This is a genomic window from Ruegeria sp. SCP10 (assembly GCF_040329495.1).
Classification (GTDB): domain Bacteria; phylum Pseudomonadota; class Alphaproteobacteria; order Rhodobacterales; family Rhodobacteraceae; genus Ruegeria.
Genome location: NZ_JBDZYF010000002.1, coordinates 258492 through 283162, shown reverse-complemented (window position 1 = coordinate 283162; position 24671 = coordinate 258492). Strand labels below are relative to the sequence as shown.

Here is a 24671-nt window from a genome sequence, read left to right as displayed (position 1 = left end):
CTCTTCGTCAGATAAGCTGACGGTAATGGTATTCGCCCACGATCTCCATCCCAAGCGCGCGGTAGAGACCATTTGCCCCTTGGTTCGCCTTGGTACAGATCACGCTGAGCGTTTGCGCACCGTTGTCGCGCCCCCAGATCGCAGCGGCCCGCATCGTCCATTCGCCCATACCCTGCCGTCGGTGATCTGGCAGAATCTCAAGCGCGTGCAGCATGGCGATGTCCTCGTGCATCGCAACAAATGCAGCTCCGCAAGGTTGATCCGAATGACGCAAGAGCAGGCTGGTTTTGGGACCTTTGGCACGTTCCATCACCGCCACCCGTTCGGGGCCGATGCCGCCGGTTGCCCAAATTTCCCGCATGATCGCCAAAGGTTCCCAAATCTGGAAAACCGTGACCAGAGGGATCGGCCTGTCCGTCAGATGTGAGACGGGGCAGGCATAAATGTTAACCGGGTCCAGCACCTGATAGCCGCGCACTGCAAGTTGCGCATCCAGCGCCTCATCACCCGGACGCAGGCAAAAGATGCTCTTTTGCCCCATGGCCAGCATCGCCTGTTCTGCTGCATCAATATCCGCTTCGCTGACCGGACCTATGACGCTGGCTGCCGAAACCCGCGACCCACCGCCCTGCCCTTGGCGCAGTTGAAATGGACCTGACTGCTTATAGCTGGCAGCAGGCCATGTGCCATCGACAACCTCAGCCCAATTGACGCTCACAAGTCCAGCTCTTTTGCCAGTTGGGTCATGGCAGCGTCGATGCGCGTGCCCTCGGCGCCTCGGATCACGACATTTGCACCGAAAGCCCCGTTGATCTGGAACGGGTAGCAACCGATCGACAGGTCATCATAAGCATCCGCCAAAGAGGCCAAAGTCGCCGCGATGTCACCCTCCCCGCGGTCCACACGCAGGGTCTGAGACAAGAGCGGGCTGCCTCCGGTTAGCTTGGGCAAAACGCTGGCCACCATGGCCTGAAACACCGACGGCACCCCGGCCATGACATGGACGTTTCCAATGGTAAAGCCCGGCGCGGTTGAGACCGGGTTGTCGATCAAAACCGCCCCGTCCGGGATGCGGGCCATACGCAGGCGGGCCTCGTTCAGCTTTAACCCCGATTTGTCATAATGTGCCTGCAACAGGGCCCTTGCATCATCCCGTACATCGATATGCGCCCCAAAGGCTCGCGCAATGCAATCGGCGGTGATGTCATCATGGGTCGGGCCGATACCGCCGCTGGTGAACACGTTGTCATAGCTGCCGGACAAAGCCTTGACAGCGGCCTCAATCGCCGAGGCATCATCGCTGACAATGCGCACCTCGTTCAAGTCGATACCGTGTTTGGTCAGTTCGCCAGCGAGGTAGTGCATATTCGCATCGCGCGTCCGGCCCGACAGAATCTCATCCCCGATCACCAGCATTGCAGCGGTTGGATTGGCCATGGAACGTCCCCTCTTGATCGACCTTTGGGGCAGGTATAGGCCCTAGGCTATGCGATTTGAAACCCCTCTTGTCCCTGCCCGCCTGATCCGCCGCTACAAACGCTTTCTGGCCGATTGCACGCTGGAGGACGGCAGCGAGGTCACCGCCCATTGCGCCAATCCCGGTTCGATGATGGGGCTGGCGGAAACCGGGCAGAAAATCTGGCTAGAGCCCAACGACGATCCCAAGAAAAAGCTGAAATACGGCTGGCGGCTGGTCGATCATGAGAACGGACATTTCACCGGGGTCGATACATCCGTGCCGAACAAGGCCCTGCGTCTGGCGTTGCAGTCGGGTGAGATTCCTGAACTGGCCGCTTATGATACCGTACGGGCCGAGGTGAAATACGGCCAGAACAGCCGCATCGACTTCCTACTCAGCGGGCCTGACCTGCCAGATGCTTATGTCGAGGTCAAAAGCGTCACCCTGTCCCGCCAAACCGGTCTGGCCGAGTTCCCCGACAGCGTCACCGCACGCGGCACCAAACATCTGGGCGAGTTGGCCGAGATGGTCGGGCAGGGGCACCGGGCGGTCATGCTGTATCTGGTGCAACGCACCGATTGCGAACGCTTCGCGCTGGCCGCAGACATTGATCCAGCCTATGCGGCGGCGTTTGAGTTAGCTCAGGCGCAAGGGGTGGAACGGCTGGTCTATCGCACTCGGATAACGCCCGAGGGCGTTTGGGTTGATACAAATGCCTGCATCGGATCCGAAACCAAGATATGATCGCAGGATGTCGGCGAAACCTGTTCGAGGCAAAAGCCAGTACGGCCAGCTAGGAGCCCCTTGATGGTAGAAGTATCAATTGAAACCTGTACCGAGTTACCGGAAAAGGACGCATTCAGTAGCATTTTATCGCAGTATTATCGCCTCATCGTCCAACGAATGCAGGATATGGGTTTCGACATAGACCCGGCCGCACCCGAAAGCGCAATGGCCGAATTCTGGGCCAATTCGAACGACTATCTGCCTCCGAACGGCTGCATCGTTGTGGCGCGAGATGCCGCCGGTGAAATCATCGGATGTGGTATGCTGAAACGGCTTGATGACCAGACTGGTGAACTCAAGAGAGTTTTTGTTGTTGAGAGCGCAAGAGGAACAGGCACCGGAAAAGCACTGATCGAAGCCCGAGAAAAGGCCGCACGCACGATGGGTCTGACACGATTGGTTGCCGATACGCTTACACCCAATGTCGAAATGCGCAGCCTTTATCCAAAACTGGGCTTCGTCGAAGTGGATGAAGTAATTGAGACGACAACCTACAAAGACCAACCTATGCTGCGCCCGCATATGCACTACTTCGTGAAAGAAATTTAAGGCAACACGCCCTTGCTGGCGGCATTTGAACACTGCGACACACCCGCCAATTTAGGAGCCACAGCCCCGCGCCCTCTGGAACTTTCTGCACAAGCAGCGTAAATAGAGTGCTGCGCGACACATTTGGAGCTTAGCGTCGATGAAAGAGCATCGCGGCCGTATGACGAAGGACGGCATCCGTATCTATGAACAGGGTGACTTTGCCGGCATGCATGCGGCAGGGGCCTTGGCTGCGCGGATACTCGACGATATTGCCGATCATGTGTTTCCCGGTCAGACAACCGGCGCGCTTGACGGGTTGATCACGCAGATGGTCGAGGATGCGGGCGCGACCTCGGCAACCATCGGCTACAAAGGCTATCAGCACGCCAGCTGCATCAGCGTGAACCACGTGGTCTGCCACGGCATTCCCGGCGACAAGAAGCTGAAAGATGGCGATATCCTGAATATCGACGTGACTGTCGTTGTCGATGGTTGGTTCGGTGACACCTCGCGCATGTATGTGGCGGGAAAACTGCCCCGCAAAGCCGAACGTCTGATCCAGGTCACCCATGATGCGCTGTTCAAGGGCATCGAGATGGTCAAACCCGGTAACACGTTCGGTGACGTCGGCCATGCGATTCAGGCCTATGTTGAGGCGCACCGGATGAGCGTTGTCCGCGATTTTTGCGGCCATGGGTTGGGCCGTGTGTTCCATGCACCGCCAAACGTCCTGCATTATGGGCGTCCGGGAACCGGAGCGGTTCTGGAAGAAGGTATGTTCTTCACCATCGAACCGATGGTCAATCTGGGCCGCCCGGAAACCAAAACGCTGGCCGATGACTGGACTGCCGTAACCCGCGACAAATCCTTGTCCGCGCAGTTTGAGCATTCCGTGGGTGTGACAGCCGATGGGGTGGAGATCTTCACACTCTCACCCGGCGGGAAGTACCATCCGACCTATTCGTCCTGATCGACGGCCTGTTCGCGTAGCAGCTTGAGCAACAGCGTTTCATCTCGCCATGGGATTACCGCGTCGTGAATGAAAACAGGTGCGCGCATCGGCTTGTGATCGGGGGCCGGGCTGACATCGGCATCCTGCGAAAATGACCAAATCGGTGGGTTCAGTACGCGGTCCATAACCCGACACTAGCACGGGTGTGTCAAATTCCCAAAAGATCCGGCACCACGTTCATGTCGTGAAAAACCTCTGCCCCGATCTCCGCCAATTTGGCGCCGTGACCCTCTGGTACAAAGGCAAGGCACCGCATGCCTGCGCGTACCGCGGCAGTCACACCATTCTGGCTGTCTTCAATCACGACGGGTGTGGACGCGTCGAACTGCTTCGCGGCCAGCAGAAACATCTCTGGGTCCGGTTTTGCAGTCCCAAGTTCGTGGGCCGAGAACATGGCACCCTGAAACCGATCCCAAAGCCCGTTCTGCCCCAGTGTGATCGCCATCTTGTCCGGACTGCCATTTGAGGCCACGCAGAATGGGATACCGTGGTGGTCGAGCCGATCAAGCAAGTCCCGAATACCCGGCATCAATGCCACGCCCTGACGCAGACGCTCGTAGGTTTCCGAATAGACTTCATCGATCCAGTCTTCGGGCAAATCAGCCCCTAGTGCACGTGCTTTGTCGCGCACGCCGGCCATTGTACCGCCCAAGAAAAAACCAACGCTGTCTTCCAGAGTAAGATCCAGTCCATAGCGGGCAAGGTTGTCTACCAGAACCCGATTGGACAGCGGCTCACTGTCGACCAGAACGCCATCGCAATCGAAAATGACCAGATCGTGCATGAAGCCTCCGTCTGCTTTTCGATCGTCGTACCCGAGCGCAGGTTAATGCGCAAATCGGCAAGCGGCATCAGTTCGCGCAACAGGTTTCAGTTTGAAACATTTCGCCATATCAAGGAGATATGAGTATCTCCGTACTTCCGGCTGTCGGACCGGCTAAACCCATCAGGCGCTGCCATGGGTGCGTTTTCCTCCCAAACCAGCAAGGCGTCATCAGCCGCCCATCCACCGGCGGCAAGGGCAGCCACCGCCTTTTGGCCCAGCGCCTTACCATAGGGCGGGTCCAGAAAGATCAGATCATAAGGGGCGTACGGGTTGTCGCCCAGCCGCGTCGCGTCCCGACGTACCAAATCGGTACGATCAGCACTGTTTGTCAGCGCGATGTTCTTGCGGATCAAACCCTGCGCAACCCGCCCGTCATCCACAAACGTGATATGCGCTGCCCCACGCGACAGCGCCTCAAGCCCCAATGCGCCGGTGCCTGCAAACAGGTCTAACACGCGCAGACCATCGAAGTCGATCTGATGCGTCAGGACGTTGAACAGGCTTTCGCGCACCCGGTCGGTAGTGGGGCGCAGATGCGCGCCCGCATCGCCTTTGCCAATCGAGGCCAAGGCGCGGCCTCGGAAGTCTCCGGCGATGATCCTCACGCTTTAAGCAGCGGCTTCAGGTCCGCTTCCGGGTCCGCGACCACGGATGGATCAGCCGTCTTGCCCGCATCGATCAGGCGTTTGCCAACCATATAGGCGCGAGGGTCGTTCATGGCGTCGACCGCGATCAACTGGTCGCCCTTGTAGTACCAGAAGGACACTGTGGCGCCTTCACCCTTACGGGTTACCACGCGGTCATACCCCGTGTTCAGCCCGGCAATCTGCAGCTTGACGTCATACTGATCCGACCAGAACCACGGGGTTGCGGTGTAGTCCTTGGAGGCACCCAACATGTTCTGAGCGACGATCTCGGCCTGATCGATAGCGTTTGGGACGCTCTCCAGACGAATACGCCCTTCGCCATGCGGGAATGAGGCGCAATCGCCTGCCGCCCAGATCGACGGGTCAGAGGTGCGGCCGTGGGCGTTGGTTTTAATCCCGTTGTCCAGTTCCAGCCCCGCCATCTCGGCCAGTTGCGTCGATGGGGCGATGCCAACACCGACAACAACAAAATCTACCTCGATCTCGGACCCGTCCGTCAAAACCGCTCCGACCACTCTGCCGTTGTCACCGACCAACCGATCCAACCCAACGCCTTCGCGGATATCCGCACCGTATTCGCTGTGCAATGCGCGGAAATAATCGCTGGTTTCCTTCGCAGCGACGCGTTGCAAGATACGCTCGGCCATCTCGACCAGAGTCACTTTGACCCCGCGCTTGGCACAAACGGCTGCTGCCTCAAGCCCAATATAACCACCACCCACGATCAACGCGCGTGCGCCATCGGTGACACGAGGCTCCATATCGTCGATATGCGCCAGATCGCGCACCACATGCACGCCTTGCAGATCACCGCCAATCGAGGCGGGAAGGTAGCGCGGGTCCGATCCGGTGGTCAGTGCCAGTTCGTCGTAGGAAATGACATCATTGCCAACCGTAACGGTCTTTGCCTGCGGATCAATTGCGGTGACACGCTGCCCCAAACGCAAAGTGATATTATTCTCGGCGTAGAAGCTCTCGGGCCGCAGGAAAAGACGCTCCAATTCCATTTCACCCAGTAGATAAGCCTTGGAGAGGGGTGGGCGCTGGTAGGGCAGATGCGGTTCCGCCCCGATCAGCGTGATGTCACCATCAAACCCATCCTTGCGCAGCCGCGCGACAAGCGAAGCGCCTGCCTGTCCGGCACCGATCACGACAATATGGCTCATGTTCCTCCCACCCTGTCGAATTACCATGGTCTCATCCACGCGACCACCTATATTGCGGCAAAGCCCGACTCTGCAAATCCAAACGACAGGAGGTAAGAAATGATTTCAACAGGTGACACTCTGCCCGATGCAACACTGACGCAAATGGGCGCGGACGGCCCGGAAGAGGTGCGCATTTCAGACAAAACCAATGGACGCAAGGTCGTGATTTTTGCAGTCCCCGGCGCCTATACCGGCACATGCACCACTGCCCATGTGCCCAGCTTTATCCGGACCAAGGATCAGTTCGACGCAAAAGGTGTAGACGAGGTGATCTGCATTTCTGTTAACGATCCGTTCGTCATGCATGCCTGGGGCGAATCCACCGGCGCCACGGCGGCGGGGCTGACCATGCTGGGCGATGCGACATCGGAATTCACCAAAGCCCTCGGCATGGATTTCGATGCACCGCCCGTGGGCCTGATCGCGCGGTCCAAACGCTATGCGATGCTGGTCGAGGATGGCAAGGTCGTCGCGCTGAACCTGGAAGAAAACCCCGGGGTTTGCGAAGTCTCGGCTGGTGAGGCCCTGCTGGACGCAATCTGAACCGATCTGGCCTCGGCCCGTGTCGGGGCCAGATGAACCCTATTTAACTTGCGACAACACCCCGTTACGCGAATACTTGACGCATAAACACGGGAGTTGATTGATGAAACTCAGATTTTTAACCCTCTGCGCGCTCTGTACTGGCGCTTTGGCCGCCTGCGGCCCGGCCCCGACCCCACAACAACAAGCCGCGCGCCAGCATGAAATCGCCTGCCTCGGTGGCACATTGGGTGGCGCGTTGATCGGCGGCGCAATCGGCAATCAGTTCGGGGGCGGCTCCGGCAAAACCATTCTGACTGCGGCAGGCGCTGCTGCGGGTGGCATCGAAGGGCAGAGGTTCGCATGTTGAAAGCATTGAAAATGAAACCGCTTTTGCTGATCGCATCCGTGGCACTGGCCGGTGTCGCAAGTGCTGAAACCGTGGCTGAACTGCACGAAAAAGAACTGAACGCCATTGATGCCAACAATGACGGGTTCCTGTCCAAGGACGAATTCAACGCCTTTTCCGACTACGCGTTTCAGACCATGGATGAGGACAAGAATGGCACGCTGGGATTGGATGAGGCCAAGCCGTTTCTGGACATCAAACAGTTTCAAAACGTTGACCGGAACGACGATAGCTTTATCTCAAGGGCAGAATACGACGCGCAGATGGAGAACGATTTCACCACTGCGGATCAGGACGGAAACGGCCAGCTGGACTAGGCCAACTCTGAACAGGAGCGCGGTATGAACAAATGGATCGCCTTTGGGGCGCTGTCTGTGCTCGCCGCATGTGATGTGCCGCAGGCCCCCGTCGTCGCCGGGCCGGATGGGCAGTCCCGTATTCAGATCAATGCCAGCGGTTTGACCTGCTACAACACGAAGTGTCTGGATATTGATCCGGCCGCGCGCAGCGTGCGACAGGTTGGCAACCGCACAACCGGAATTCCGGGCAACATAAATGTCAGCGACGGAACCGTGACACCGGCCGAGTTCGAACAGATGGGCGTTGTCGCCTCATTGGCTGGTGGAATGGGATCGCGCGGGGATCGGGGCTAGATCAGGCTGTCCATCTTGCGCGCCAGTTTGGCATCCAGAGACGACAAACCGCCCACATCGTGGGTGGACAGCACAACTTCGACCGTCCGGTAGACGTTGAACCATTCCGGGTGATGGTTCCACTTCTCAGCCCAGATCGCCACCTGAGTCATCCAGCCAAAAGCGGCAACAAAATTGTCGAAGCTAAAGGTCTTGGTGATTGCATCCCGGCCTTCAACCATGGTCCAGCCGTTGCTGAACAGCGGATCCAAAAGGGGGCCTCGGGTCTCGGTTGACAAAAGCTCGGTCATTGCTGTTCCTCCGGGTTCGATTTTCTGAAGGGTCCGTAATCGGTCAGAATCTCAATCTCTTCTCCTACGGCGCGGCCTTCGGCGTCCAGATATCTTTTCACAGCGTCAGCAAAACCCGGATCACCGACCCAATGCAAGCTATGCGTGCGCGTCGGCAGATAGCCGCGCGCCAATTTATGCTCGCCCTGCGCACCTGCCTCGACCCGCAACAAACCCTGCGCAATCGCAAAATCAATGGCCCGGTAGTAGCACAGTTCGAAATGCAGGCAGGCATGATGTTCGATACAGCCCCAATACCGACCATAGAGCGTTTCGCGCCCGATAAAATTCAGCGCCCCTGCAATCGGATAACCATCGCGCATGGCAAGAACCAGCGCCATATCATCCGCCATCGTTTCCTGTGCGATGTCAAAGAACTGCCGCGTCAGATAGGGTGAGCCCCATTTCCGTGCTCCGGTGTCCTGATAGAACCGCCAGAACGCATCCCAATGCTCGGGCCGCAGCTCTGACCCGGTCAAAGTGATGATGTCACCACTAAACCCGTTCGCTTGCGCCCGTTCTTTGCGGATATTCTTGCGTTTGCGCGACGACAGAGCAGCGAGAAACCCGTCGAAATCCGCATATTCGTCGTTCAGCCAGTGAAATTGCTGCGAGCTGCGCAGCATCAGGCCCATCTGCTCGCCCGCAAGCGCCTCATCCTCGGTACAGAAGGTTGCGTGCAGAGAGGAGACCTGATTGTCGGCCGCCAGTTTTACCGCGCCCTGCACCAGCGCGGACATGCCAATCGCCTCATAGCCCGGTCGCACCAGAAACCGCCGCCCGGTTGCAGGCGTGAAGGGAACGGCAATTTGCAGTTTGGGATAGTACCGCCCGCCCGCATTTTCATAGGCATGCGCCCAGCTATGGTCGAAGATGTATTCACCCTGACTGTGCGACTTTGCATACATCGGTGCGGCAGCGATCAGCATTCCGTCCAGATAGCTGGTCAGGTATTGCGGATGCCAGCCAGTTCCCGACCCAACCGACCCGCTGTTTTCAAGTGCCAACAGAAACCGATGAGTGGTGAACGGATCCAGAGGGCGCCCGCCATCTGCCGCCTCGGGGCAAGCGCAACCATCCCACTCTGCCGCAGAAATCTGCGACAGTGAGCTCAGTACCTGAACTTCGATCTGCGCCTGATCCATGTACCCTCCGCGTCTGTTCTTTATCTGTGACAGTGCGGGGCAGGTTCAACCCGGATGGGCCGCCAAATACCCCTCGAAGGTCACATTGTCGGCAACGGCGCGGGCCTGTGCCTCTTGTTCAGGCGAACGCACGGTCCAGCACAGAATCGGAATGCCCTGCGCCTTTAGCTCGGCAACACGGGGGCGGTTCAGGTCGTGAACCTCATGACTGATGAAGCTGGCCCCCACGCGGTCAAAATCCGGGATACCGCGCAGATGATCACAGATGCTGTCAGTCAGAGGCCAATCCTGCGGATCATATGAGCTGGTCACGATCCCGCGTGGTAAATGCGGGGCCAAACGCGCCAGTTCGGCCACGCTGTTGGGGTTGAAGGACATCAACGCCACCGGGCCTTTGTAGCTTTGCAGGGCCCGCACGGTATCAGCCTCAAGCGGGCCAATATCGGTGCCCATTGCGCCATCCTGATCCTTGAGCTCGATCAGCAAAGGCACCTTGCCGGCGACCATCGCAAGCACCTCATCCAGCGCTGGGATACCATCATCGCCATGCAGCAAGGGGATTTCCACCGCTTGCTCGGAAGTGATCCGTCGGATCGGACCCGCCTGTCCGGTCAGACGCGCCATATCATAGTCATGAAAAACCATGGCGCGGTTGTCTGACGTCAGCTGCAGATCGATCTCAATCCCGTACCCGGCTTCCACCGCTGCACGAATGGCCGCCCGGCTGTTTTCCGGACGGCGGTCCGAGATGTCATGCAAGGCCCGATGCGCGATCGGGGCCTGCAGAAATTCGGCTGGCAGTTTCGGGGTCATTGGACCTCGAATATGCCTTCGATTTCAACCGCTACGCCCAACGGCAATGAGGCCGCACTGACGGCCGAGCGGGAATGACGCCCTGCATCACCCAGCGCCTCGACCAGGAAATCGGACGCGCCATTGATCACCTGCGGCTGCGCGGTGAAATCTGCTGTCGAGTTCACAAACCCGGTCAGCTTGATCACCCGCACCAGTTTTTCGATATCGCCACCACAGGCCGCTTTGACCTGTGCCAGAAGGTTGATGGCACAGACTTTCGCCGCAGCAGCGCCCGCCTCGACATCCATGTCGTCGCCCAGCTTGCCGGTAATCAGATCATCCGCCTTGGAAATCTGGCCTGAAATATAGACAATATTGCCCACGCGCACGAAAGGCACATAGTTCGCGGCAGGTGCAGGGGCGTCGGGCAGGCTGACGCCCAGGCTTTCCAGTTTTGCGGTGATACTCATGCGATGATCCTCATCCCTCATTTGACTCGGGCGGACGCTACCCCCTTGGGCGCGACAGGGAAAGCAGGAAACTGGCATTTTTGAACGTGGCGCTTATCTGGGCATAACTTCTCTTATTCCGCAGTGTTGAAGCGATGTCACTTTACCACGCGCAGGCAGACGCGTTAAACGCTGGATGTTTCAATTTGAACCTGAAACATTTATGTGACCAAGACTTGTGCCAACGCGGCACTATTATCGATTTAATATCTGGCAATCATGGGCCAGATTACTTTGGAGTAGCAAAGACCGTGTTGAGCAGATTGCGTCTGAAACACCTTGTTGTGCTGTCCCTGTTGCCGATCCTGTCCGCCTGCGCCACGCAGCCCCAGGAACAGGCCGCCCGGGGTGAGGTGTTCGATCCTTACGAAAAGACCAACCGGGGCATCCACAAGTTCAATTTGGGTGTTGACCGGTTCCTGTTCCGCCCGGCCTCAAAAGGCTATGTCAAAATCGTGCCCGATCCGATGGTGACCAGTTTCAGCACCTTTGCTGAAAACATCTCGCTTCCAGGTCAGGCCGTCGACTATCTGCTGCAAGGCAATCCAAAACAGATGGGCAATGCCCTGTTGCGTTTTGTTGTGAACATGACAGTGGGCGGGTTTGGCCTGTCCGCACCCGCTGATGAGCTGAACCTGCCGCCCGTCGATACGGATTTCGGTGAAACGCTGCATGTCTGGGGGTTTGGTGAGGGCGCCTATGTCGAATTGCCGTTCTACGGCCCTTCAACAACCCGCGATGCGGTGGGCGTTGTGGTCAATCTGTTCTCGAACCCGATCAACTTTGCCCCCACGCGCCCCGCCGACAACCTTGGCGTTTATGCCGAGATCGTGCGCCGCATGGGTGACCGGGGTCGGTTCTCGGATACGGTTGACTCGATCCTGTATGAAAGCGCCGACAGCTATGCACAGGCCCGCCTGATCTATTTGCAAAATCGCCGCTTTGAACTGGCGCGCGATGATGAGGATGCCTATCTGGATCTGTACTCCGATCCCTATGCTGAAATCGGAACCGACCCTGTCAGGGACCCCTATCTAGACCCTTACGAGGACCCCTATGCCGAGTAAATCTTTGAACCGACGTCATTTTGTTTTCACCGGCCTGACCGGATTGGCGCTGACTGCGCTACCTGCATCCGCCTTTGCCCAGACCGAAGCAAGCGCCAAAGCGCTGGTGAACAGTGTTGTGGCCGAGATCAACCGCGTGATCGCGTCAGGCAAATCTGAAAACGCCATGCTGCGCGATTTCGAGAAAATTTTCGCGCAATATGCCGATGTTCCGATCATGGCACGCTATGCCCTTGGGGCCGATGCACGCACGGCCAGCCCAGCACAGCTGAAACAGTTCACCAACGCCTTTCAAGGCTATATCTCGCGCAAATACGGGCGTCGGTTCCGAGAGTTCATCGGCGGCCAAGTCGATGTGCGAAACGCCCGCAAAATCCGCGCCGGTTACGAGGTCAGAACACGGGTGAAGTTGCAGGGCTCGTCCCCTTTCGAGGTTACCTTTCTGGTGTCGAACAAATCCGGGCGCGACAAGTTCTACAATATGTTCATCGAAGGCGTGAACCTGTTGTTGACCGAACGGACCGAGATCGGGGCTATGCTGGACGCGCGTGGCGGTAATCTCAACCAGCTGATCAAAGATCTGAACCGGACCGCGTAAGTTTCGGTTTTGTTTGCAAGGGGCCGCATTGCCACGGGCAGCGCGGTCCTTTGGTTATGTTTGGCGCTAGGCCCTTCATTTTCCAGACACGTCTAGGGCATGTAGCTACGCACAAGTGCACTGGCGATCAGGGCCCAACCATCGGCAATTACAAAGAACGCCAGCTTGAAAGGCAACGAGACGATGGCCGGGGGCACCATCATCATACCCATCGACATCAGCACCGCCGCGACAACCAGATCAATGATCAGAAACGGTAGGAAAATCAGAAATCCAATCTGAAACGCCCGAGCAATCTCGGACAGCATGAACGACGGCATCAGGACAGACAGCGGAGCCTCGGGCGATAACTCCATCGCTTCACCCCCTGGTCTCAGCGCCGCCATGGCTTGAAATGTATCTACATCCAGACGCGCAGCCATGAAGGCCCGAAACGGTTGCAAGGCGCGTTCTAGGGCCGGTTCCACTTCTATCGTTTCGTCGATCATGGGGCGTATTCCGGCGCTCCAGGCTTCGGTAAAGACCGGGTCCATGATGAAGTAGGTGAGAAACAGGGCCAGGCTGACAATCAGCATATTCGGTGGTGATTGCTGCAATCCGATCCCCTGCCGCAGGATCGATAACACCGTGATCAAGAAGGGAAAACAGGTGATCATGATCGCAAGCCCCGGCGCAAGGCTGAGGACTGTGATTAAAAGGATCAATTGGATGGTGCGCGCCGAGATCGATTCCCCCTCGCCCAGAGACAGGCTCAGGTTCTGCGCGACGGCCAGCGACGGTGTCAGCACCGCTGCAGCAAGCACCAACCCGATCAGAAGGCGCATCAGCCGATCCCGTTCTGCAAATCTGCGATTTCGGTCAGGCGCACGGCCAGTTGCCCGGCCTGATCACCTTCCATCTCTTCCAGCAGGCCGCGCGCAACCAGTTGATCGCCCACGTATAAATCCACCGGGTCTTCGATCCGTTTGTCCAAGGTCAAAACAGCGTTTTCGCCCATGTTCAGCAAATCGCGGATCAATGGACGGGCACGACCCACTGAGACCGTGACCTCAATCGGGACCGCGTCGAACGGGCTGGCCTTTTCGGGTTTCTGAATCTGGGGATCACTCATTTTCCAATGCCTCTCTGGCTTCAAATAGATATGCGTCAAAGGCTCGCGCGACCGAGGCCAGAACGGCGCTGCAATCCACTTCACTGCGTGAGATACCTACCTGCAGGCGGGCCTGTCCCGGCTCTAACGCAGGATCTTCGATGACTTTTGGGGGCGAGCTAATAGCTGCGGGCAACATCGCTTCGACCTCGGCTGCGCGGCCCTCGGGAACCATGATGTGCATGGGCTGACCAACCTGCGCACGGGCCATTTCGGTCAACTGCTCGACAACTTGCGCAGCAAAACCACGATCGATCATCTCGGGCAAAACCAGCCGGGTCAGGCTGTCGAACATCGGTTCCAGAGACAGGGACATTCTGGTGACCGCTTCGGTGTAAGTGAACGACATGTCCTCGAGCGATTTTCCCAGTTCAGACGAGATTTGCCCTCGGCTTTGTTCCTGCGCCTGCGTCGCGTCCTCCCACCCCGCGCCGTAGCCTTGTTCAAAGGCCGCAAGGCGCTGTTCTTCCAAGGCGTCTTCGTCCAGCAAATGAACCTGACCGCCACCGGCTAGCGTGGTGAAGTCTTCAAGAAGATGGGCGATCGACATCAGACACGCTCCTCACCTTCTTCCAGCCAGCTGCGCAGAATCTCGACTGTTTCCTCCTGCTTGTCGCCAATCATCGCGCGCAAGCGATCCACCGGATCCGGAGACTGGTCCACGCCGATTGCAGGCACCTCGGCTTGCGCAGCCAAAGGCGCAAACTCGGACGCACCATCTGGGGCAATCTCACCCGTCAGCACCTGCGCATTCTCGGCCTCAACGTCACCGCTCGCCGGCAGCAAGGCGGGCATCACCGAAGGTTTCATCAGGATCGGACGAATGACAAACAAGGCCAAAACCAGTGAGACCACCGCCAGAACCGCCATTTGAACCAGAGACATCGCATCAAGATGAACGTTCTGAAACATCGATGCGGATACCAGGGTACCTTGCGGTTCAACCACCGGTAAATCCAGCGATTTCAAGGTGATGACATCCCCGCGCTCGGCATCGAAGCCCACCGCCGACGCAACAAGTTCCTGCAACGCGTCCAACTCGGCCTGCGGAAGTGGCGCAAAGCTCTCAGCCCCTGCAGCATCGACCACGCGTGTTCCATTGACCAGCACAGCAACCGTCAGGCGTTTGACGGCGCCGGGCGCGGTATGCACTTCAAGCTCGGTTTCTGAGACCTCGTAGTTCACCCGCTCACGGGTCTGAGTCGCATTCGAGTTCGATTCGTCGCCACCAGAGCCATCACCATCCGGCAGGTTCGAGGCCACCGTCACATCCGAAGATTGGTTGCGGGCGCTGTCCGAACGCTCCTCAACATCGGTGCTGATGGCAACGCGCCCTTTGGGATCAAAACGCCGCTCGCGGATCGATTCGGTTTTGGTCACGGTATCCACGCTGACCTCGACAACCGCGTTGCCCGCGCCGACGCGCGCCTCAACCAGGCGCAAAACACGCTCACGCAATTGGCGCGATTTGTCATCGGCTGTTTCGCCAGCCACAGCCGTTTCCTGTCCTCCGATCACCGCGCCCTTCGAATCGATCACCGCCACGTTTTCCGGGGCCAGCCCGCTGACGGCTGAAGAAACAAGAAACCGGATGGCCTTGGCCTGATCACCGGTGATCTCAGCCCCGGTCGACACCAGATAAACCGATGCAGTTGGGGCCACGCTGCGTTGAAACGGGTTTGCCGACCCGTTCGCAATATGCACGCGCGCCTGGCTAACATGGGGGCTGCCGACAATCGTGCGTGCAAGCTCGCCCTCTTTGGCGCGCCAATAGGCGGCATCAAACATCTGAGAGGTGGTGCCAAATCCGCTCAGCGAATCAAGCAATTCGTACCCGCGGTTCCCGTTTGCAGGCAGCCCTTCGCTGGCCAGGGTCATCCGTAGCTCATCCCGCTGCCCGCCCGGGACATAGATGGACCCGCCGCGTATTTCATACGGCACGCCACGCTGATCCAGCGAACGCACAATATCGCCCGCCGCCCCGCTTTCCAGCCCCGCATAAAGCAAGGTCATCGACGGCGCGGACGCCAACCGCGACATGCCCAAGATTCCCAAAAACACCAGCACAACTGCACCGGTAACGATGATTTGTTTTCGCCTGTCCAAACTTGCCCAGACAGTTCCGATCTGCTGCACGCTCACCTCCGACTCGCCGACATTCTGCCCGGCGCGTTCCCTGTTTGAACCATTGCCCTTAACAATCGGTTAGTCCCTGGCGGGTTATGACGGATTCACAACGGATGGATGAGGACGTAATGACAGACGCAACGGAAGAAGAGGCAGAAGCACCTGAGAAAAAAGGGAAAAAGGGTCTGATGATCGGGCTGATTCTGGCCGTCGCTGGCGCGGCGGGAGGATATTTTTTGACCACATCGGACCTGCTGCCTTTCGGTGCAAAATCCGAGGAGACATATGCCGAAGGTGACAAGGGCGACACCAAGGTCGAACCGCTTGCGGATGTCGGCTTCGTAAATCTTCCGCCCGTGGTCATCTCTTTGACCGAAAGTCAGGCGCGTCATTTGAAATTTCACGCACAGCTCGAAGTTAACGCTCCGTACATCGCTGATGTGGAAAAAATGCAGCCACGAATCATGGATGTGCTGAACGGCTATCTACGTGCAGTCGAAGTTTCCGATCTGGAGGATCCGATGGCTTTGACCCGGATCAGAGGGCATCTGCTGCGGCGCATCGAAATTGTCACCGGAGAAGGTCGGGTACGTGATGTTCTGGTCATGGAATTTGTACTGAACTAGGAGGCGAAATTGGAGCTTATTGCGGATATTTTGCTGGTCGCGGGTGCGCTGGGCGCAGGGCTTTATTGTTTTGTTCTGTCGCGCAGGCTCAGACGGTTTACCGATCTTGAAAAGGGCGTAGGTGGCGCTGTTGCGGTGCTGTCCTCGCAGGCAGATGAGTTGAAGAGATCCCTCGATAATGCACGCGCAGCTTCGGATCAGTCAGGCGAGTCGCTGAAGGGGTTGACCGTGCGTGCCGAAAGCGTGGCGCAACGCCTGGAGCTGATTATGGCATCAATGCACGATGTGATTCCTGCGGAGGATACCAAGCCCGAGGCCGACATTGCGGAACCGCCGGTTGGGTCCGAGCCGCAGTCTGAAGCGGAGGACGATACCGCTGAAGCCGTCGCAGAACCGTCTGACGAGCAGCCCGAAGACAAACCGGACGAGGCCACAGCCAAGGCGCCCGAGGGGCTAATGTTTTTCCGACATGGCCGAAATATGAATGAGGCCACCTGATGCGCGCCAATACTGCGGATAACGGGCAAAATCGCCCGCGCGCGGGTGTGTTGACGGTCATTTCGTTGTTGATGATCGGATCAGCGATTATTCGTGTCGGGCTGGAAGCCGGGCCAGCGCTGGCAAAGTCCACCAACGCCGAACAGGCCGGAAAGAAACCCGCAACGACTGAGACACGCGATGTTGAAGTTCTTCTGGTTGAACTGTTGCGCCGTGAAGAACGGGTAAAACAGCGCGAAGACAAGATTTTGGAGAAGGAAAAGGCGCTGGAAATTGCGAATGAGGCTATCGACACGCGCCTCGCCACTTTGCAAGAGGCCGAAGAGTCACTGCGTGCGACACTGGCCGTGGCAGACAAAGCCGCCGAAACGGACCTGACCCAGCTGACAGATGTCTATCAGAGCATGAAACCAAAAGACGCCGCCGCGTTGTTTGAGACGATGGACCCAACCTTTGCGTCTGGCTTTCTGTCGCGCATGCCCCCAGAGGCTGCTGCCAGCATACTGGCCGGTCTCAGCCCGGATGCAGCCTATACCATCAGCGTCGTGATGGCGGGTCGCAATGCGACCGCACCGCAGGAATAGACCCCATGGACAGCACCTCTGCCTTGAACATGTCTGGAGATCGCAAATGATTGGAATTGTTGGAATTGTCGTCATTTTCGTGATGGTGTTCGGCGGCTATCTTGCAGCAGGGGGCAAGATGACGATCATCCTGAAATCGCTGCCCTACGAAATGATGATGATCGGCGGTGCCGCCGTCGGGGCCTTTCTGATCAGCAACGATGCCGGTGGCATCAAACACACGATCAAGGACATGGGCAAAGTCTTTAAAGGGCCGAAATGGAAGCCCGAGGATTACCGCGATCTGCTCTGCCTTTTGTTCTCGCTTATCCGTATCGCGCGCGTGAACCCGGTCGAGGTGGAACAGCACATCGAAGACCCCGAAAGCTCAAGCCTGTTTTCTGCATACCCCAAGATTCAAGCCGACAGAGAGGCGGTGGACCTGATCTGCGACACGATGCGCTCTGCCGCCATGAACTATGACGACCCGCATCAGGTGGAAGAAGTGCTGGAAAAACGGATGGAGGCGAATTTTCACCACGCCATGCATTCAAGCCACGCGTTGCAAACCGTGGCAGATGGCCTTCCGGCCTTGGGCATCGTTGCTGCGGTTCTGGGGGTCATCAAGACCATGGGGTCGATCGATCAACCCCCCGAAGTTTTGGGTAAGCTGATCGGGGGCGCGCTGGTTGGAACCTTTTTGGGCGTCTTCCTTGCTTATGGTTTGGTGGGGCCGTTTGCAGGCAAGTTGAAAAACGTGGTCGAAGAGGACAACCATTTCTACCAACTGATAAAAGAGGTGCTTGTCGCCAATCTTCACAACCACAACGCAGCCATGTGTATCGAGGTAGGGCGGCAGAACACGCCGACACATAATCGCCCCGATTTCACCGAGTTGGAAGATGCTTTGAAAGAACTCAAGCAGGCGGCAGCATGACCCGGCTCGCCGCCTCGATATTTGCGCTAATTGCTTCGGCGACCCTTGCGTCATCGCAAGAGGTGACGATCCGCTCGGGCGAGCATGACGGATACACGCGCCTTGTGTTCACTGTTCCGCCAAACACGGATTGGGTTGTGAAACACCGCAAAGGTGGCGCGCGGTTGATGGTCGATTTGGACAATGTGACCTACAAGACCGGAGGCGTGTTCAGCCGGCTGACAACAAACCGCCTCGCCTCATTGTCGCAAAAACAGCCGGGCGATGGGCTGGAACTGGATTTTGGCTGCGAGTGCGTTGCTTCTGCATTTCTCTACCGCGACTCGATGATCGTTCTGGATATTGCGCCCGGCGCGATACTGCCGCCTTTGCTTACCAATATCCCGCCACCCCGATCGGTGCCGGAGCGGGACCTTTCGTCCCGCCCTAACCCGCCAGAAGCCATAGAGTTGCCTTCGCTGCCCCTTGGCGGGCAGAGTTTCAAGGACCAACTCTCGACGCGTCTGTTGCAAGGGGCGGATCGGGATGTACTGGATCTGAATCTTGCTACTATCGGGCCAAGGCGACGGCCCGAGCTGCAGGCGCTGCCTTTGACGGGTGGTTTGAACTCGAATGTAGAGCTTTCAACCGCATTGGATGAACTCAACGCCCTGCTGGGTTCCGAATTTCCGCAGATCGAGGCCAAACCTGCCTGTTTCACAAGCGTTGAGCTTGGATTTGAAACCTGGGCAGATGATCGGCCTTTCCAGGATCAGGTCGCTCAGCTGCGCGTAGAGCTGTTTCAGGAGTTCGACAGGCTGGACGCAGATCGCGCTTTGGCTTTGTCCAAGCTTTACGCCTATTACGGTTTTGGCGCGGAATCCCTGCAAATGCTGGGCCTTTCGGGTTTGCAAAGTGATGAGACTCAACAGGTTGCTGCAATTGCAAACATCGTTGACGATCAACCGTTTCCTCAGCGCAGCCCATTTCACGGCCTGCAGCGATGCGACAGCGATGCCGCGCTTTGGGCTGCACTCGCCGAGCGGAAACTGACAGCCGATGCGCGCGTTGAGGCAATCGAACAAAGCTTTGTCCGCTTACCCGACCATCTGCGCCGCAGCCTGGGGCCGCGGCTATCCTCAATTCTGGTTGACGCAGAACAACTTGAAGCCGCGCGGCGGGTTTTGCGGTCGGTAGAGCGTGTTGAACCGGAGACAACTCCCTCACTCTCCAACGCCAAGGCCGAAGTGGCTTATGCCGAAGGGGATGGCCCATCAGAAGAAAGCCACTTGTCCGAAGTGATCAAGGCACCCGAAGCCTCGACCGAGGCGCCGCTGGCCTTGGCGCGGTTGGTTGAAAAACGATGGAACGATCGAGGGGCTGTTTCTCTACAGGAACTGGATCTCGCCGCCGCCTATGCGATCGAATATCGCCAAACCGAAATTGGGCCAATGATGGCCCGAACACATGTGGTTGCACTAGGTCTTATGCAGGAATTCGAACAGGCCTTTGAGCTGATCGACACATTGCCGGATAGCGCAGAAGAACCTGTCGTGCTGGATCGACATCTGCAATTGCTTGCAGAACGCGCCGATGACTTAACATTTTTGCGGCAGAGCCTGTCTCTCTCACAGCCACAGAAGGATGCGGCGTCGACCGACACAGCCATCGCCCTGTCCAAGCGATTGACAAAGCTGGGGTTCGGCACTCAGGCGGCGGCACTGGCCAACCGCGGCGAAGATCGCGCGAGGCGCGCGGAACGGGCGCTGCTACGGGCGCAGGCAGCGTTGCAGGTTGGTCGCCCCTATCAGGCGGTGCTGGAGTTGGCTGATGATCCATCAGATGCCGCCAATGCTCTGCGGATCGAGGCGATGATCGCCAGCCGCGATTTTGCCAACGCCGCAGCTTTGTTGCAGGAGGCCGGAGATGTGCAGGCCGCAAACAGATACTACTGGTTGGCAAATTTGCCAGGCCGGGCCGATGTGGATTCGAACGGAAAGTTCGCTGAGTTAAATGCGACGACCCAGGCATTGGCGGACGCACCTGAACGCATCGAGGACAAACCCTTGGCAAATGCTGTGAACCTGCTGGATGAAAGTGCTCAGACACGAGCAAGAATCGCTGCTTTGCTTGAGATCGTTGAAACAGAATAGACCAACCCAGCGACGCCATTTGCGGTCTTAATTCTATGAGCTTAGGAAATAGACTATGGCGCTGGTGGTTCATACAGAAGCGCAGCCAAATCCGAATAGCGCGAATGCGGATCGGTCCAGCTCAATATCGCGTCGCGGATGGCCTCGGCGCGATCCGTGCCTACCACAGGCTTAGCGAATTCCATGTATTTCGCAATTACGTCTGATCGCGAAAACGGCGCTTCAGGGCCGCCTCGGGCATGGATATCACCCGAATGAAGAAGTCGCCCATCCATCGTGGCAATCTCAACATCGGCCCAGCGTCCCTTAGGGAAACGCGCGGTGTGCCGCTCAACTTCTGCAACCCGAATGCGGGACATGAACGCAGCTACTTCGGGATCGGAAAGGCCGGGCCCCGAGATATGCTCAACACCGATCCGACCATGAAGTGCATAAACAGCCACCGCAAAAGGCAAAGAATACTGCGCTTGAGATGTCGTCTGAGGGATACCCGAATACAGACAGGCCGCCTGATGAAAGCTATTCACCTTTAGGGTCGCAATTTGGTTGGGGCCCAAATCGTGTTCGATCATCACCGCCCGCGTTGCATCGATGGCCGCATGGGCCCATCGGCAGATGGGATAGGGTTTCACATATTGATGCTCGACCTGCCAGAAGGTCCCCAGATCCGACCAATGTGATGCTGCTTCATCGGATTCAATCGTGATGGCCGGGGCTCCGGTGAACCCACGCTCGGCCAGCACGGCGGCGGACAGACCGACCAATGCGCCCCAGCCTGACCCGTCATGCAGCATGGTTGGGTTTGCGATCTCGCGCATCATCTGGCTGCGGGGCCCGTGGTATTCCGCGATGCCCATGGCCTGCCGCAGTTGTTCGGGACTTTGCCCCCGCAGGCGCGCTGCCATGGCCGCAACGCCCAATGCATTCCACGCGCCGGACGTGTGATAGTCCGTGACGCTGTCATGCAGCGATATCCCGGCCCGACCGGCAATTTCATAGCCGGTGATCACCGCTGCCAAAGCCTCGGGGCCTGGCAGATCGGGGAGATGTTCTGCCAAAGCCGCCAGAGTGGGTAAAACGACAACGCCGATTTGACCCTTGGTCGGGTTATAGCCATCATGGCCGTCCAGATTATCGGTTTGGGTCGCGGCCGCATAAGCCGCACCTGCCAGACTGACCGCGCGGCCATCAAACATCATGCGCGCGCTAAACGCTGGGTCAGAGCTGGCATACAACAGCGCCGCAGTGTCGCGCGCAATCACGCCCGCCTCCATCGGTCCCGCCGCGATCAGAATGCCCATCGTGTCCAGCATCATCAGCGCCGCAGCCTCCTGCGCGCTGTTCGGCACGTCGGCAGCCGCCCGGGTCAGCGCAAAATCGGCAACAAAGGCGAAGCTATTGGTCACGCCGCGCCCTCCATCACCGGTTGTACATCGCGCAGTCGGTGGCCTGCCGGATCAAACGGGGGCTCTGACAGGATCTTCGCTTTGTGCGGTTTGCCGAGGATGAAAACCTCAACCGTATCGCCTGGCTTGGCCACCTTCGGATCCGCATAGCCGATCGCCAGCGATTTCCCGACCGAATAGCCGTATGCGCCCGAGGTCACACGGCCCACCGGCGCGCCATCCAGCGCAAAGATCGGCTCGCCACCGCTGGCATCGGCGTCTGCAGCGTCAACCTCGAAGATCGACAGAACCTCGCGCGCTGCATTGTCCTTGATGGACAGATAGGCGTCTTTGTGCAGGAAGTCCTTATCCAGCTTGATCAGGCCGGCAAGACCAACCTCTTGCGGCCAGTATTCCTGAGAATACTCGCGCCCCCAGGAACCATAGCCCTTTTCCATCCGCAGCGACCCCAGCGCGCGTCCGCCAACCGGGCCGCCGCCATAGTCCTTCGCAGCCTCCAAAAGCGTTGTATAGAGCCTGATCTGGTCGGATTCGGCGCAGTGAAGCTCCCATCCCAGATCGCCGGTAAAGCTGACGCGAATGGCCAGACAGGTAACGCCTGCGACTTCGATGGTCTGCGAGCGCATGAAGCGGAACGCCTCGTTCGACAGATCCGCGTTGGTCAGGCGTTGCAGAATGTCGCGCGACTTTGGGCCAGCCACGTTGAAGCCCGCAATGCGGTTTGTCGCGACCTCAAGCGTGGTCCCTTCGGGCAGATCGACCATGTTGAAGAAACGCAGGTGATAGCGCTCGGCCATGCCCGAGCCGATCATCATGTATTCGTCGTCGGCAACCTTGGTGATCGTGAAATCCCCAGCCACGCCGCCGCGGACCGAGATCAGAGGCGTCAAGCAAGATCGCCCAATCTCGGTCGGGATGCGGTTTGCGACCAGCCGATCAAGCCAATCATGGGCACCGAGGCCCTTGATCACATAGTTGGCAAAGTTCGAGATATCGATCACGCCGACCGCGTCCCGCAACATCTGAACCTCGCGCCCCACCGGCTCCCACCAATTCTGGCGGGTAAAGCCGTTGGTTTCGACCGTTCCAGGCTGATCGGCGAACCAAAGCGGGTGTTCCCAGCCGCAGTTCAGGCCAAAAACACACCCCATCGCCTTTTGCATCTCATAAGCCGGGCGCACGCAGGCGGGGCGACCAGCACTGCGTTCTTCATTGGGGAAGTGGATGGCAAAGCGGTGCGCATACTGATCCTCGACCCGCGCCTTGGTGAACTTTTTGTCGGCCCAATCGCCAAAGCGAGCCAGATCCCAGGCGAACATGTCGTATTGCGGCTCGCCCTCGATCATCCACTGCGCCGCCAACAGGCCCAGCCCACCGGACTGCGAGAAACCGGGGATGATGCCTGTGCAGCAGAAGTAGTTCTGTAGCTCGGGGACCGGCCCCCAGATCGCGTTGGAATCCGGCGACCAGATCATTGGGCCGTTGATGACACGTTTGACGCCCGCGGTGGCGGCGACCGGCACGCGTTCGGTGGCGCGGATCACGTTCTCCATGATCCGGTCCAGATCGTCGGGGAACAGATCATGGGCGAAATCCAACGGCGTGCCGTTTTCGGCCCAGAACCGCATGTCTTTCTCATAGGCACCGATCAGCAGGCCATTGCCCTCCTGACGGAAGTAGTATTCCCCATCCCGGTCGGCGATTGAGGGCAGACGGCGGCCCATATTGGCCACTTCGTCGATGGCCTCGGTCACGAAATACTGATGCTCGGTCGGTTGCAGCGGCAATTCGATGCCTGCCAGCGCCGCAACCTCGCGCCCCCACAGGCCCCCGGCATTGACCACCCATTGCGCGTGGATATCGCCCTTTTCAGTCCGCACGATCCAGGAACCATCTGGCTGCTGTTCCGTCCCTATTACGGGGCAAAATCGCTCAATCGTCGCACCCATAGCCCGCGCGCCTGCGGCATAGGCCATAGTCACACCGGATGGATCGACGTTGCCGCCGTCGGGTTCGTACATGATACAGCGGATATCATCGAACTGCGCCAACGGATGCAGTTCTTTCGCCTGTTCCCTGCTGATCTCGTAGAAGTTCAGACCGTAGAACCGCGCCTTAGCCTCTTGCAGCCGCAGCTGATGTTCGCGGTCTTCGGTTTGCGCCAGGTACAGCGAACCTGGTTGAAATACCCCGCAACCCTGGCCGGTTTCCTTCTCCAGCTCTTTATACAGATTCATCGTATAGTGTTGGATGCGCGTGACGTTGTTATTGTCATGCAGCCCGTGGATATTGGCCGCCGCATGCCAGGTCGAGCCGGATGTCAGCTCATCCCGCTCCAGCAGAACAACATCTGTCCAGCCAAGCTTGGCCAGGTGATAAAGGATTGAACAACCGACTAGGCCCCCTCCGATAACGACGGCCTGTGCGTGGGTTTTCATGAGATCTCTCCTAAAAAATCGGACGCTGCCTGCGCGGCAGGTTTCAACAAGAGTCAGCCATAGGTTGGAACAGGCATATGTTCTGTTCCCGACGCGAAATGTCGGGAACAGGGCTTTCTTAACATGAGTTTAACTCAACCCAATTGAATCCTTTATGATATTTTGAAGGCTTCAAGATTAAGTGGAGTAACCCCGTGAACCTTTTGGATGCGGGCCTGTCATACAGGGTTGAGTGGGAGGAAAAGCGCCGAACAACACACCAAACCCCACAGAATACTTGAAATATTTGGTTAATGTT

The 24671-nt window shown here is 58.0% G+C and carries 30 protein-coding genes; 14 read left to right on the top strand and 16 right to left on the bottom strand.

Annotated features, from left to right (window positions below):
- Positions 1-7: 7 nt before the first annotated feature.
- Both ABLN87_RS07755 and ABLN87_RS07750 read right to left on the bottom strand, forming a co-directional pair.
- On the bottom strand, positions 8-718 hold the full coding sequence (locus tag ABLN87_RS07755; RefSeq protein ID WP_353008758.1) for a GNAT family N-acetyltransferase: 711 nt from the start codon (positions 716-718) through the stop codon (positions 8-10).
- Entirely contained in the window at positions 715-1437 is a 723-nt protein-coding gene (locus tag ABLN87_RS07750; RefSeq protein ID WP_353008757.1) for a competence/damage-inducible protein A, read from the bottom strand. Before ABLN87_RS07750 ends, ABLN87_RS07755 begins: the two co-directional genes overlap by 4 nt.
- Before the next feature lie 49 nt (positions 1438-1486).
- Here ABLN87_RS07750 and sfsA point away from each other — a divergent pair, with 49 nt between their 5' ends.
- The 3 genes from sfsA (at position 1487) to map (ending at position 3746) form a co-directional block, all read left to right on the top strand.
- Positions 1487-2203, top strand: coding sequence for a DNA/RNA nuclease SfsA (gene sfsA, locus ABLN87_RS07745; protein WP_353008756.1), 717 nt, complete (start codon positions 1487-1489; stop codon positions 2201-2203).
- 63 nt (positions 2204-2266) lie between these two features.
- Positions 2267-2794, top strand: a complete 528-nt coding sequence (locus ABLN87_RS07740; protein WP_353008754.1) for a GNAT family N-acetyltransferase — start codon at positions 2267-2269, stop codon at positions 2792-2794.
- A 139-nt stretch (positions 2795-2933) separates the two neighbouring features.
- Positions 2934-3746: a type I methionyl aminopeptidase gene (gene map, locus ABLN87_RS07735; protein WP_353008753.1), complete on the top strand. Its 813-nt coding sequence runs from the start codon at positions 2934-2936 to the stop codon at positions 3744-3746.
- On the opposite strand, the gene ABLN87_RS07730 is transcribed toward map, so the two are convergent.
- From ABLN87_RS07730 to ABLN87_RS07715, 4 genes are all read right to left on the bottom strand, one after another.
- Positions 3734-3913: a hypothetical protein gene (locus tag ABLN87_RS07730; RefSeq protein ID WP_353008752.1), complete on the bottom strand. Its 180-nt coding sequence runs from the start codon at positions 3911-3913 to the stop codon at positions 3734-3736. The two genes, map and ABLN87_RS07730, sit on opposite strands and share 13 nt — an antisense overlap.
- Before the next feature lie 23 nt (positions 3914-3936).
- The gene (locus ABLN87_RS07725; protein ID WP_353008751.1) at positions 3937-4572 is read right to left on the bottom strand and encodes an HAD family hydrolase; all 636 of its coding nucleotides are present in this window, start codon (positions 4570-4572) and stop codon (positions 3937-3939) included.
- Between the two features lie 86 nt (positions 4573-4658).
- Complete coding sequence (gene rsmD / locus ABLN87_RS07720) at positions 4659-5219, bottom strand: 16S rRNA (guanine(966)-N(2))-methyltransferase RsmD (protein ID WP_353008749.1); 561 nt, start codon at positions 5217-5219, stop codon at positions 4659-4661.
- Positions 5216-6427 (bottom strand): NAD(P)/FAD-dependent oxidoreductase, encoded by a 1212-nt coding sequence (locus tag ABLN87_RS07715; protein WP_353008748.1) that lies wholly within the window; start codon positions 6425-6427, stop codon positions 5216-5218. Before ABLN87_RS07715 ends, rsmD begins: the two co-directional genes overlap by 4 nt.
- A gap of 99 nt (positions 6428-6526) precedes the next feature.
- On the opposite strand from ABLN87_RS07715, the gene ABLN87_RS07710 reads away from it, so the two are divergent.
- The 4 genes from ABLN87_RS07710 to ABLN87_RS07695 all read left to right on the top strand — a co-directional run bounded on the left by ABLN87_RS07710 (position 6527) and on the right by ABLN87_RS07695 (position 8053).
- A complete protein-coding gene (locus tag ABLN87_RS07710) occupies positions 6527-7012 on the top strand; it encodes a peroxiredoxin (protein ID WP_353008747.1) in 486 nt (161 codons plus the stop codon).
- A gap of 103 nt (positions 7013-7115) precedes the next feature.
- Positions 7116-7361, top strand: coding sequence for a glycine zipper 2TM domain-containing protein (locus tag ABLN87_RS07705; RefSeq protein WP_353008745.1), 246 nt, complete (start codon positions 7116-7118; stop codon positions 7359-7361).
- A complete protein-coding gene (locus ABLN87_RS07700; RefSeq protein ID WP_353008744.1) occupies positions 7355-7717 on the top strand; it encodes a hypothetical protein in 363 nt (120 codons plus the stop codon). Before ABLN87_RS07705 ends, ABLN87_RS07700 begins: the two co-directional genes overlap by 7 nt.
- 24 nt (positions 7718-7741) lie before the next feature.
- Positions 7742-8053: a hypothetical protein gene (locus ABLN87_RS07695; RefSeq protein WP_353008742.1), complete on the top strand. Its 312-nt coding sequence runs from the start codon at positions 7742-7744 to the stop codon at positions 8051-8053.
- Here the strand turns inward: ABLN87_RS07695 and ABLN87_RS07690 are convergent.
- From ABLN87_RS07690 to ABLN87_RS07675, 4 genes are read right to left on the bottom strand one after another with little or no spacing between them, the layout of a single operon-like run.
- Entirely contained in the window at positions 8050-8343 is a 294-nt protein-coding gene (locus ABLN87_RS07690; RefSeq protein WP_353008741.1) for a 4a-hydroxytetrahydrobiopterin dehydratase, read from the bottom strand. The genes ABLN87_RS07695 and ABLN87_RS07690 overlap by 4 nt on opposite strands.
- Positions 8340-9527: a GNAT family N-acetyltransferase gene (locus tag ABLN87_RS07685; protein WP_353008740.1), complete on the bottom strand. Its 1188-nt coding sequence runs from the start codon at positions 9525-9527 to the stop codon at positions 8340-8342. The genes ABLN87_RS07690 and ABLN87_RS07685 overlap by 4 nt, the downstream gene beginning before the upstream one ends.
- Before the next feature lie 45 nt (positions 9528-9572).
- A complete protein-coding gene (locus ABLN87_RS07680; protein ID WP_353008739.1) occupies positions 9573-10340 on the bottom strand; it encodes a glycerophosphodiester phosphodiesterase family protein in 768 nt (255 codons plus the stop codon).
- Positions 10337-10792, bottom strand: coding sequence for a RidA family protein (locus ABLN87_RS07675; RefSeq protein ID WP_170533863.1), 456 nt, complete (start codon positions 10790-10792; stop codon positions 10337-10339). Before ABLN87_RS07675 ends, ABLN87_RS07680 begins: the two co-directional genes overlap by 4 nt.
- Before the next feature lie 290 nt (positions 10793-11082).
- Here ABLN87_RS07675 and ABLN87_RS07670 point away from each other — a divergent pair, with 290 nt between their 5' ends.
- Together ABLN87_RS07670 and ABLN87_RS07665 are read left to right on the top strand one after the other, a co-directional pair.
- Positions 11083-11898, top strand: coding sequence for an MlaA family lipoprotein (locus tag ABLN87_RS07670; RefSeq protein WP_353008737.1), 816 nt, complete (start codon positions 11083-11085; stop codon positions 11896-11898).
- Entirely contained in the window at positions 11888-12496 is a 609-nt protein-coding gene (locus ABLN87_RS07665) for an MlaC/ttg2D family ABC transporter substrate-binding protein (RefSeq protein WP_353008736.1), read from the top strand. The genes ABLN87_RS07670 and ABLN87_RS07665 overlap by 11 nt, the downstream gene beginning before the upstream one ends.
- Before the next feature lie 92 nt (positions 12497-12588).
- Here the strand turns inward: ABLN87_RS07665 and fliP are convergent, their stop codons facing one another.
- The 4 genes from fliP to fliF are packed head-to-tail and all read right to left on the bottom strand — an operon-like array spanning position 12589 to position 15782.
- On the bottom strand, positions 12589-13320 hold the full coding sequence (gene fliP, locus ABLN87_RS07660) for a flagellar type III secretion system pore protein FliP (protein ID WP_353008735.1): 732 nt from the start codon (positions 13318-13320) through the stop codon (positions 12589-12591).
- Positions 13320-13607 (bottom strand): FliM/FliN family flagellar motor C-terminal domain-containing protein, encoded by a 288-nt coding sequence (locus tag ABLN87_RS07655; protein WP_353008733.1) that lies wholly within the window; start codon positions 13605-13607, stop codon positions 13320-13322. Before ABLN87_RS07655 ends, fliP begins: the two co-directional genes overlap by 1 nt.
- Positions 13600-14196: an ABC transporter ATP-binding protein gene (locus ABLN87_RS07650; RefSeq protein WP_353008732.1), complete on the bottom strand. Its 597-nt coding sequence runs from the start codon at positions 14194-14196 to the stop codon at positions 13600-13602. Before ABLN87_RS07650 ends, ABLN87_RS07655 begins: the two co-directional genes overlap by 8 nt.
- Positions 14196-15782 carry a flagellar basal-body MS-ring/collar protein FliF gene (fliF, locus tag ABLN87_RS07645; RefSeq protein WP_353008730.1) on the bottom strand — a complete coding sequence of 529 codons (1587 nt, stop codon included), beginning with the start codon at positions 15780-15782 and terminating at the stop codon, positions 14196-14198. The genes ABLN87_RS07650 and fliF overlap by 1 nt, the downstream gene beginning before the upstream one ends.
- A 119-nt stretch (positions 15783-15901) precedes the next feature.
- Between fliF and ABLN87_RS07640 the strand changes: the two genes are divergently transcribed.
- Genes ABLN87_RS07640 through ABLN87_RS07620 form a run of 5 tightly spaced genes read left to right on the top strand, consistent with a single transcriptional unit; the run spans position 15902 to position 20529 of the window.
- Positions 15902-16399: a flagellar basal body-associated FliL family protein gene (locus ABLN87_RS07640; RefSeq protein ID WP_353008728.1), complete on the top strand. Its 498-nt coding sequence runs from the start codon at positions 15902-15904 to the stop codon at positions 16397-16399.
- A gap of 9 nt (positions 16400-16408) precedes the next feature.
- On the top strand, positions 16409-16897 hold the full coding sequence (locus tag ABLN87_RS07635) for a hypothetical protein (protein ID WP_353008726.1): 489 nt from the start codon (positions 16409-16411) through the stop codon (positions 16895-16897).
- Positions 16897-17481 carry a MotE family protein gene (locus ABLN87_RS07630; RefSeq protein ID WP_353008725.1) on the top strand — a complete coding sequence of 195 codons (585 nt, stop codon included), beginning with the start codon at positions 16897-16899 and terminating at the stop codon, positions 17479-17481. Before ABLN87_RS07635 ends, ABLN87_RS07630 begins: the two co-directional genes overlap by 1 nt.
- 46 nt (positions 17482-17527) lie before the next feature.
- Positions 17528-18397: a flagellar motor stator protein MotA gene (gene motA, locus ABLN87_RS07625; RefSeq protein ID WP_353008723.1), complete on the top strand. Its 870-nt coding sequence runs from the start codon at positions 17528-17530 to the stop codon at positions 18395-18397.
- The gene (locus ABLN87_RS07620) at positions 18394-20529 is read left to right on the top strand and encodes a hypothetical protein (protein ID WP_353008721.1); all 2136 of its coding nucleotides are present in this window, start codon (positions 18394-18396) and stop codon (positions 20527-20529) included. The genes motA and ABLN87_RS07620 overlap by 4 nt, the downstream gene beginning before the upstream one ends.
- A gap of 53 nt (positions 20530-20582) precedes the next feature.
- Here ABLN87_RS07620 and ABLN87_RS07615 read toward each other — a convergent pair whose 3' ends face one another.
- Both ABLN87_RS07615 and ABLN87_RS07610 read right to left on the bottom strand, forming a co-directional pair.
- Positions 20583-21935: an MmgE/PrpD family protein gene (locus ABLN87_RS07615; protein WP_353008720.1), complete on the bottom strand. Its 1353-nt coding sequence runs from the start codon at positions 21933-21935 to the stop codon at positions 20583-20585.
- Positions 21932-24373, bottom strand: a complete 2442-nt coding sequence (locus ABLN87_RS07610) for a GcvT family protein (RefSeq protein ID WP_353008719.1) — start codon at positions 24371-24373, stop codon at positions 21932-21934. Before ABLN87_RS07610 ends, ABLN87_RS07615 begins: the two co-directional genes overlap by 4 nt.
- Positions 24374-24671: the final 298 nt, after the last annotated feature.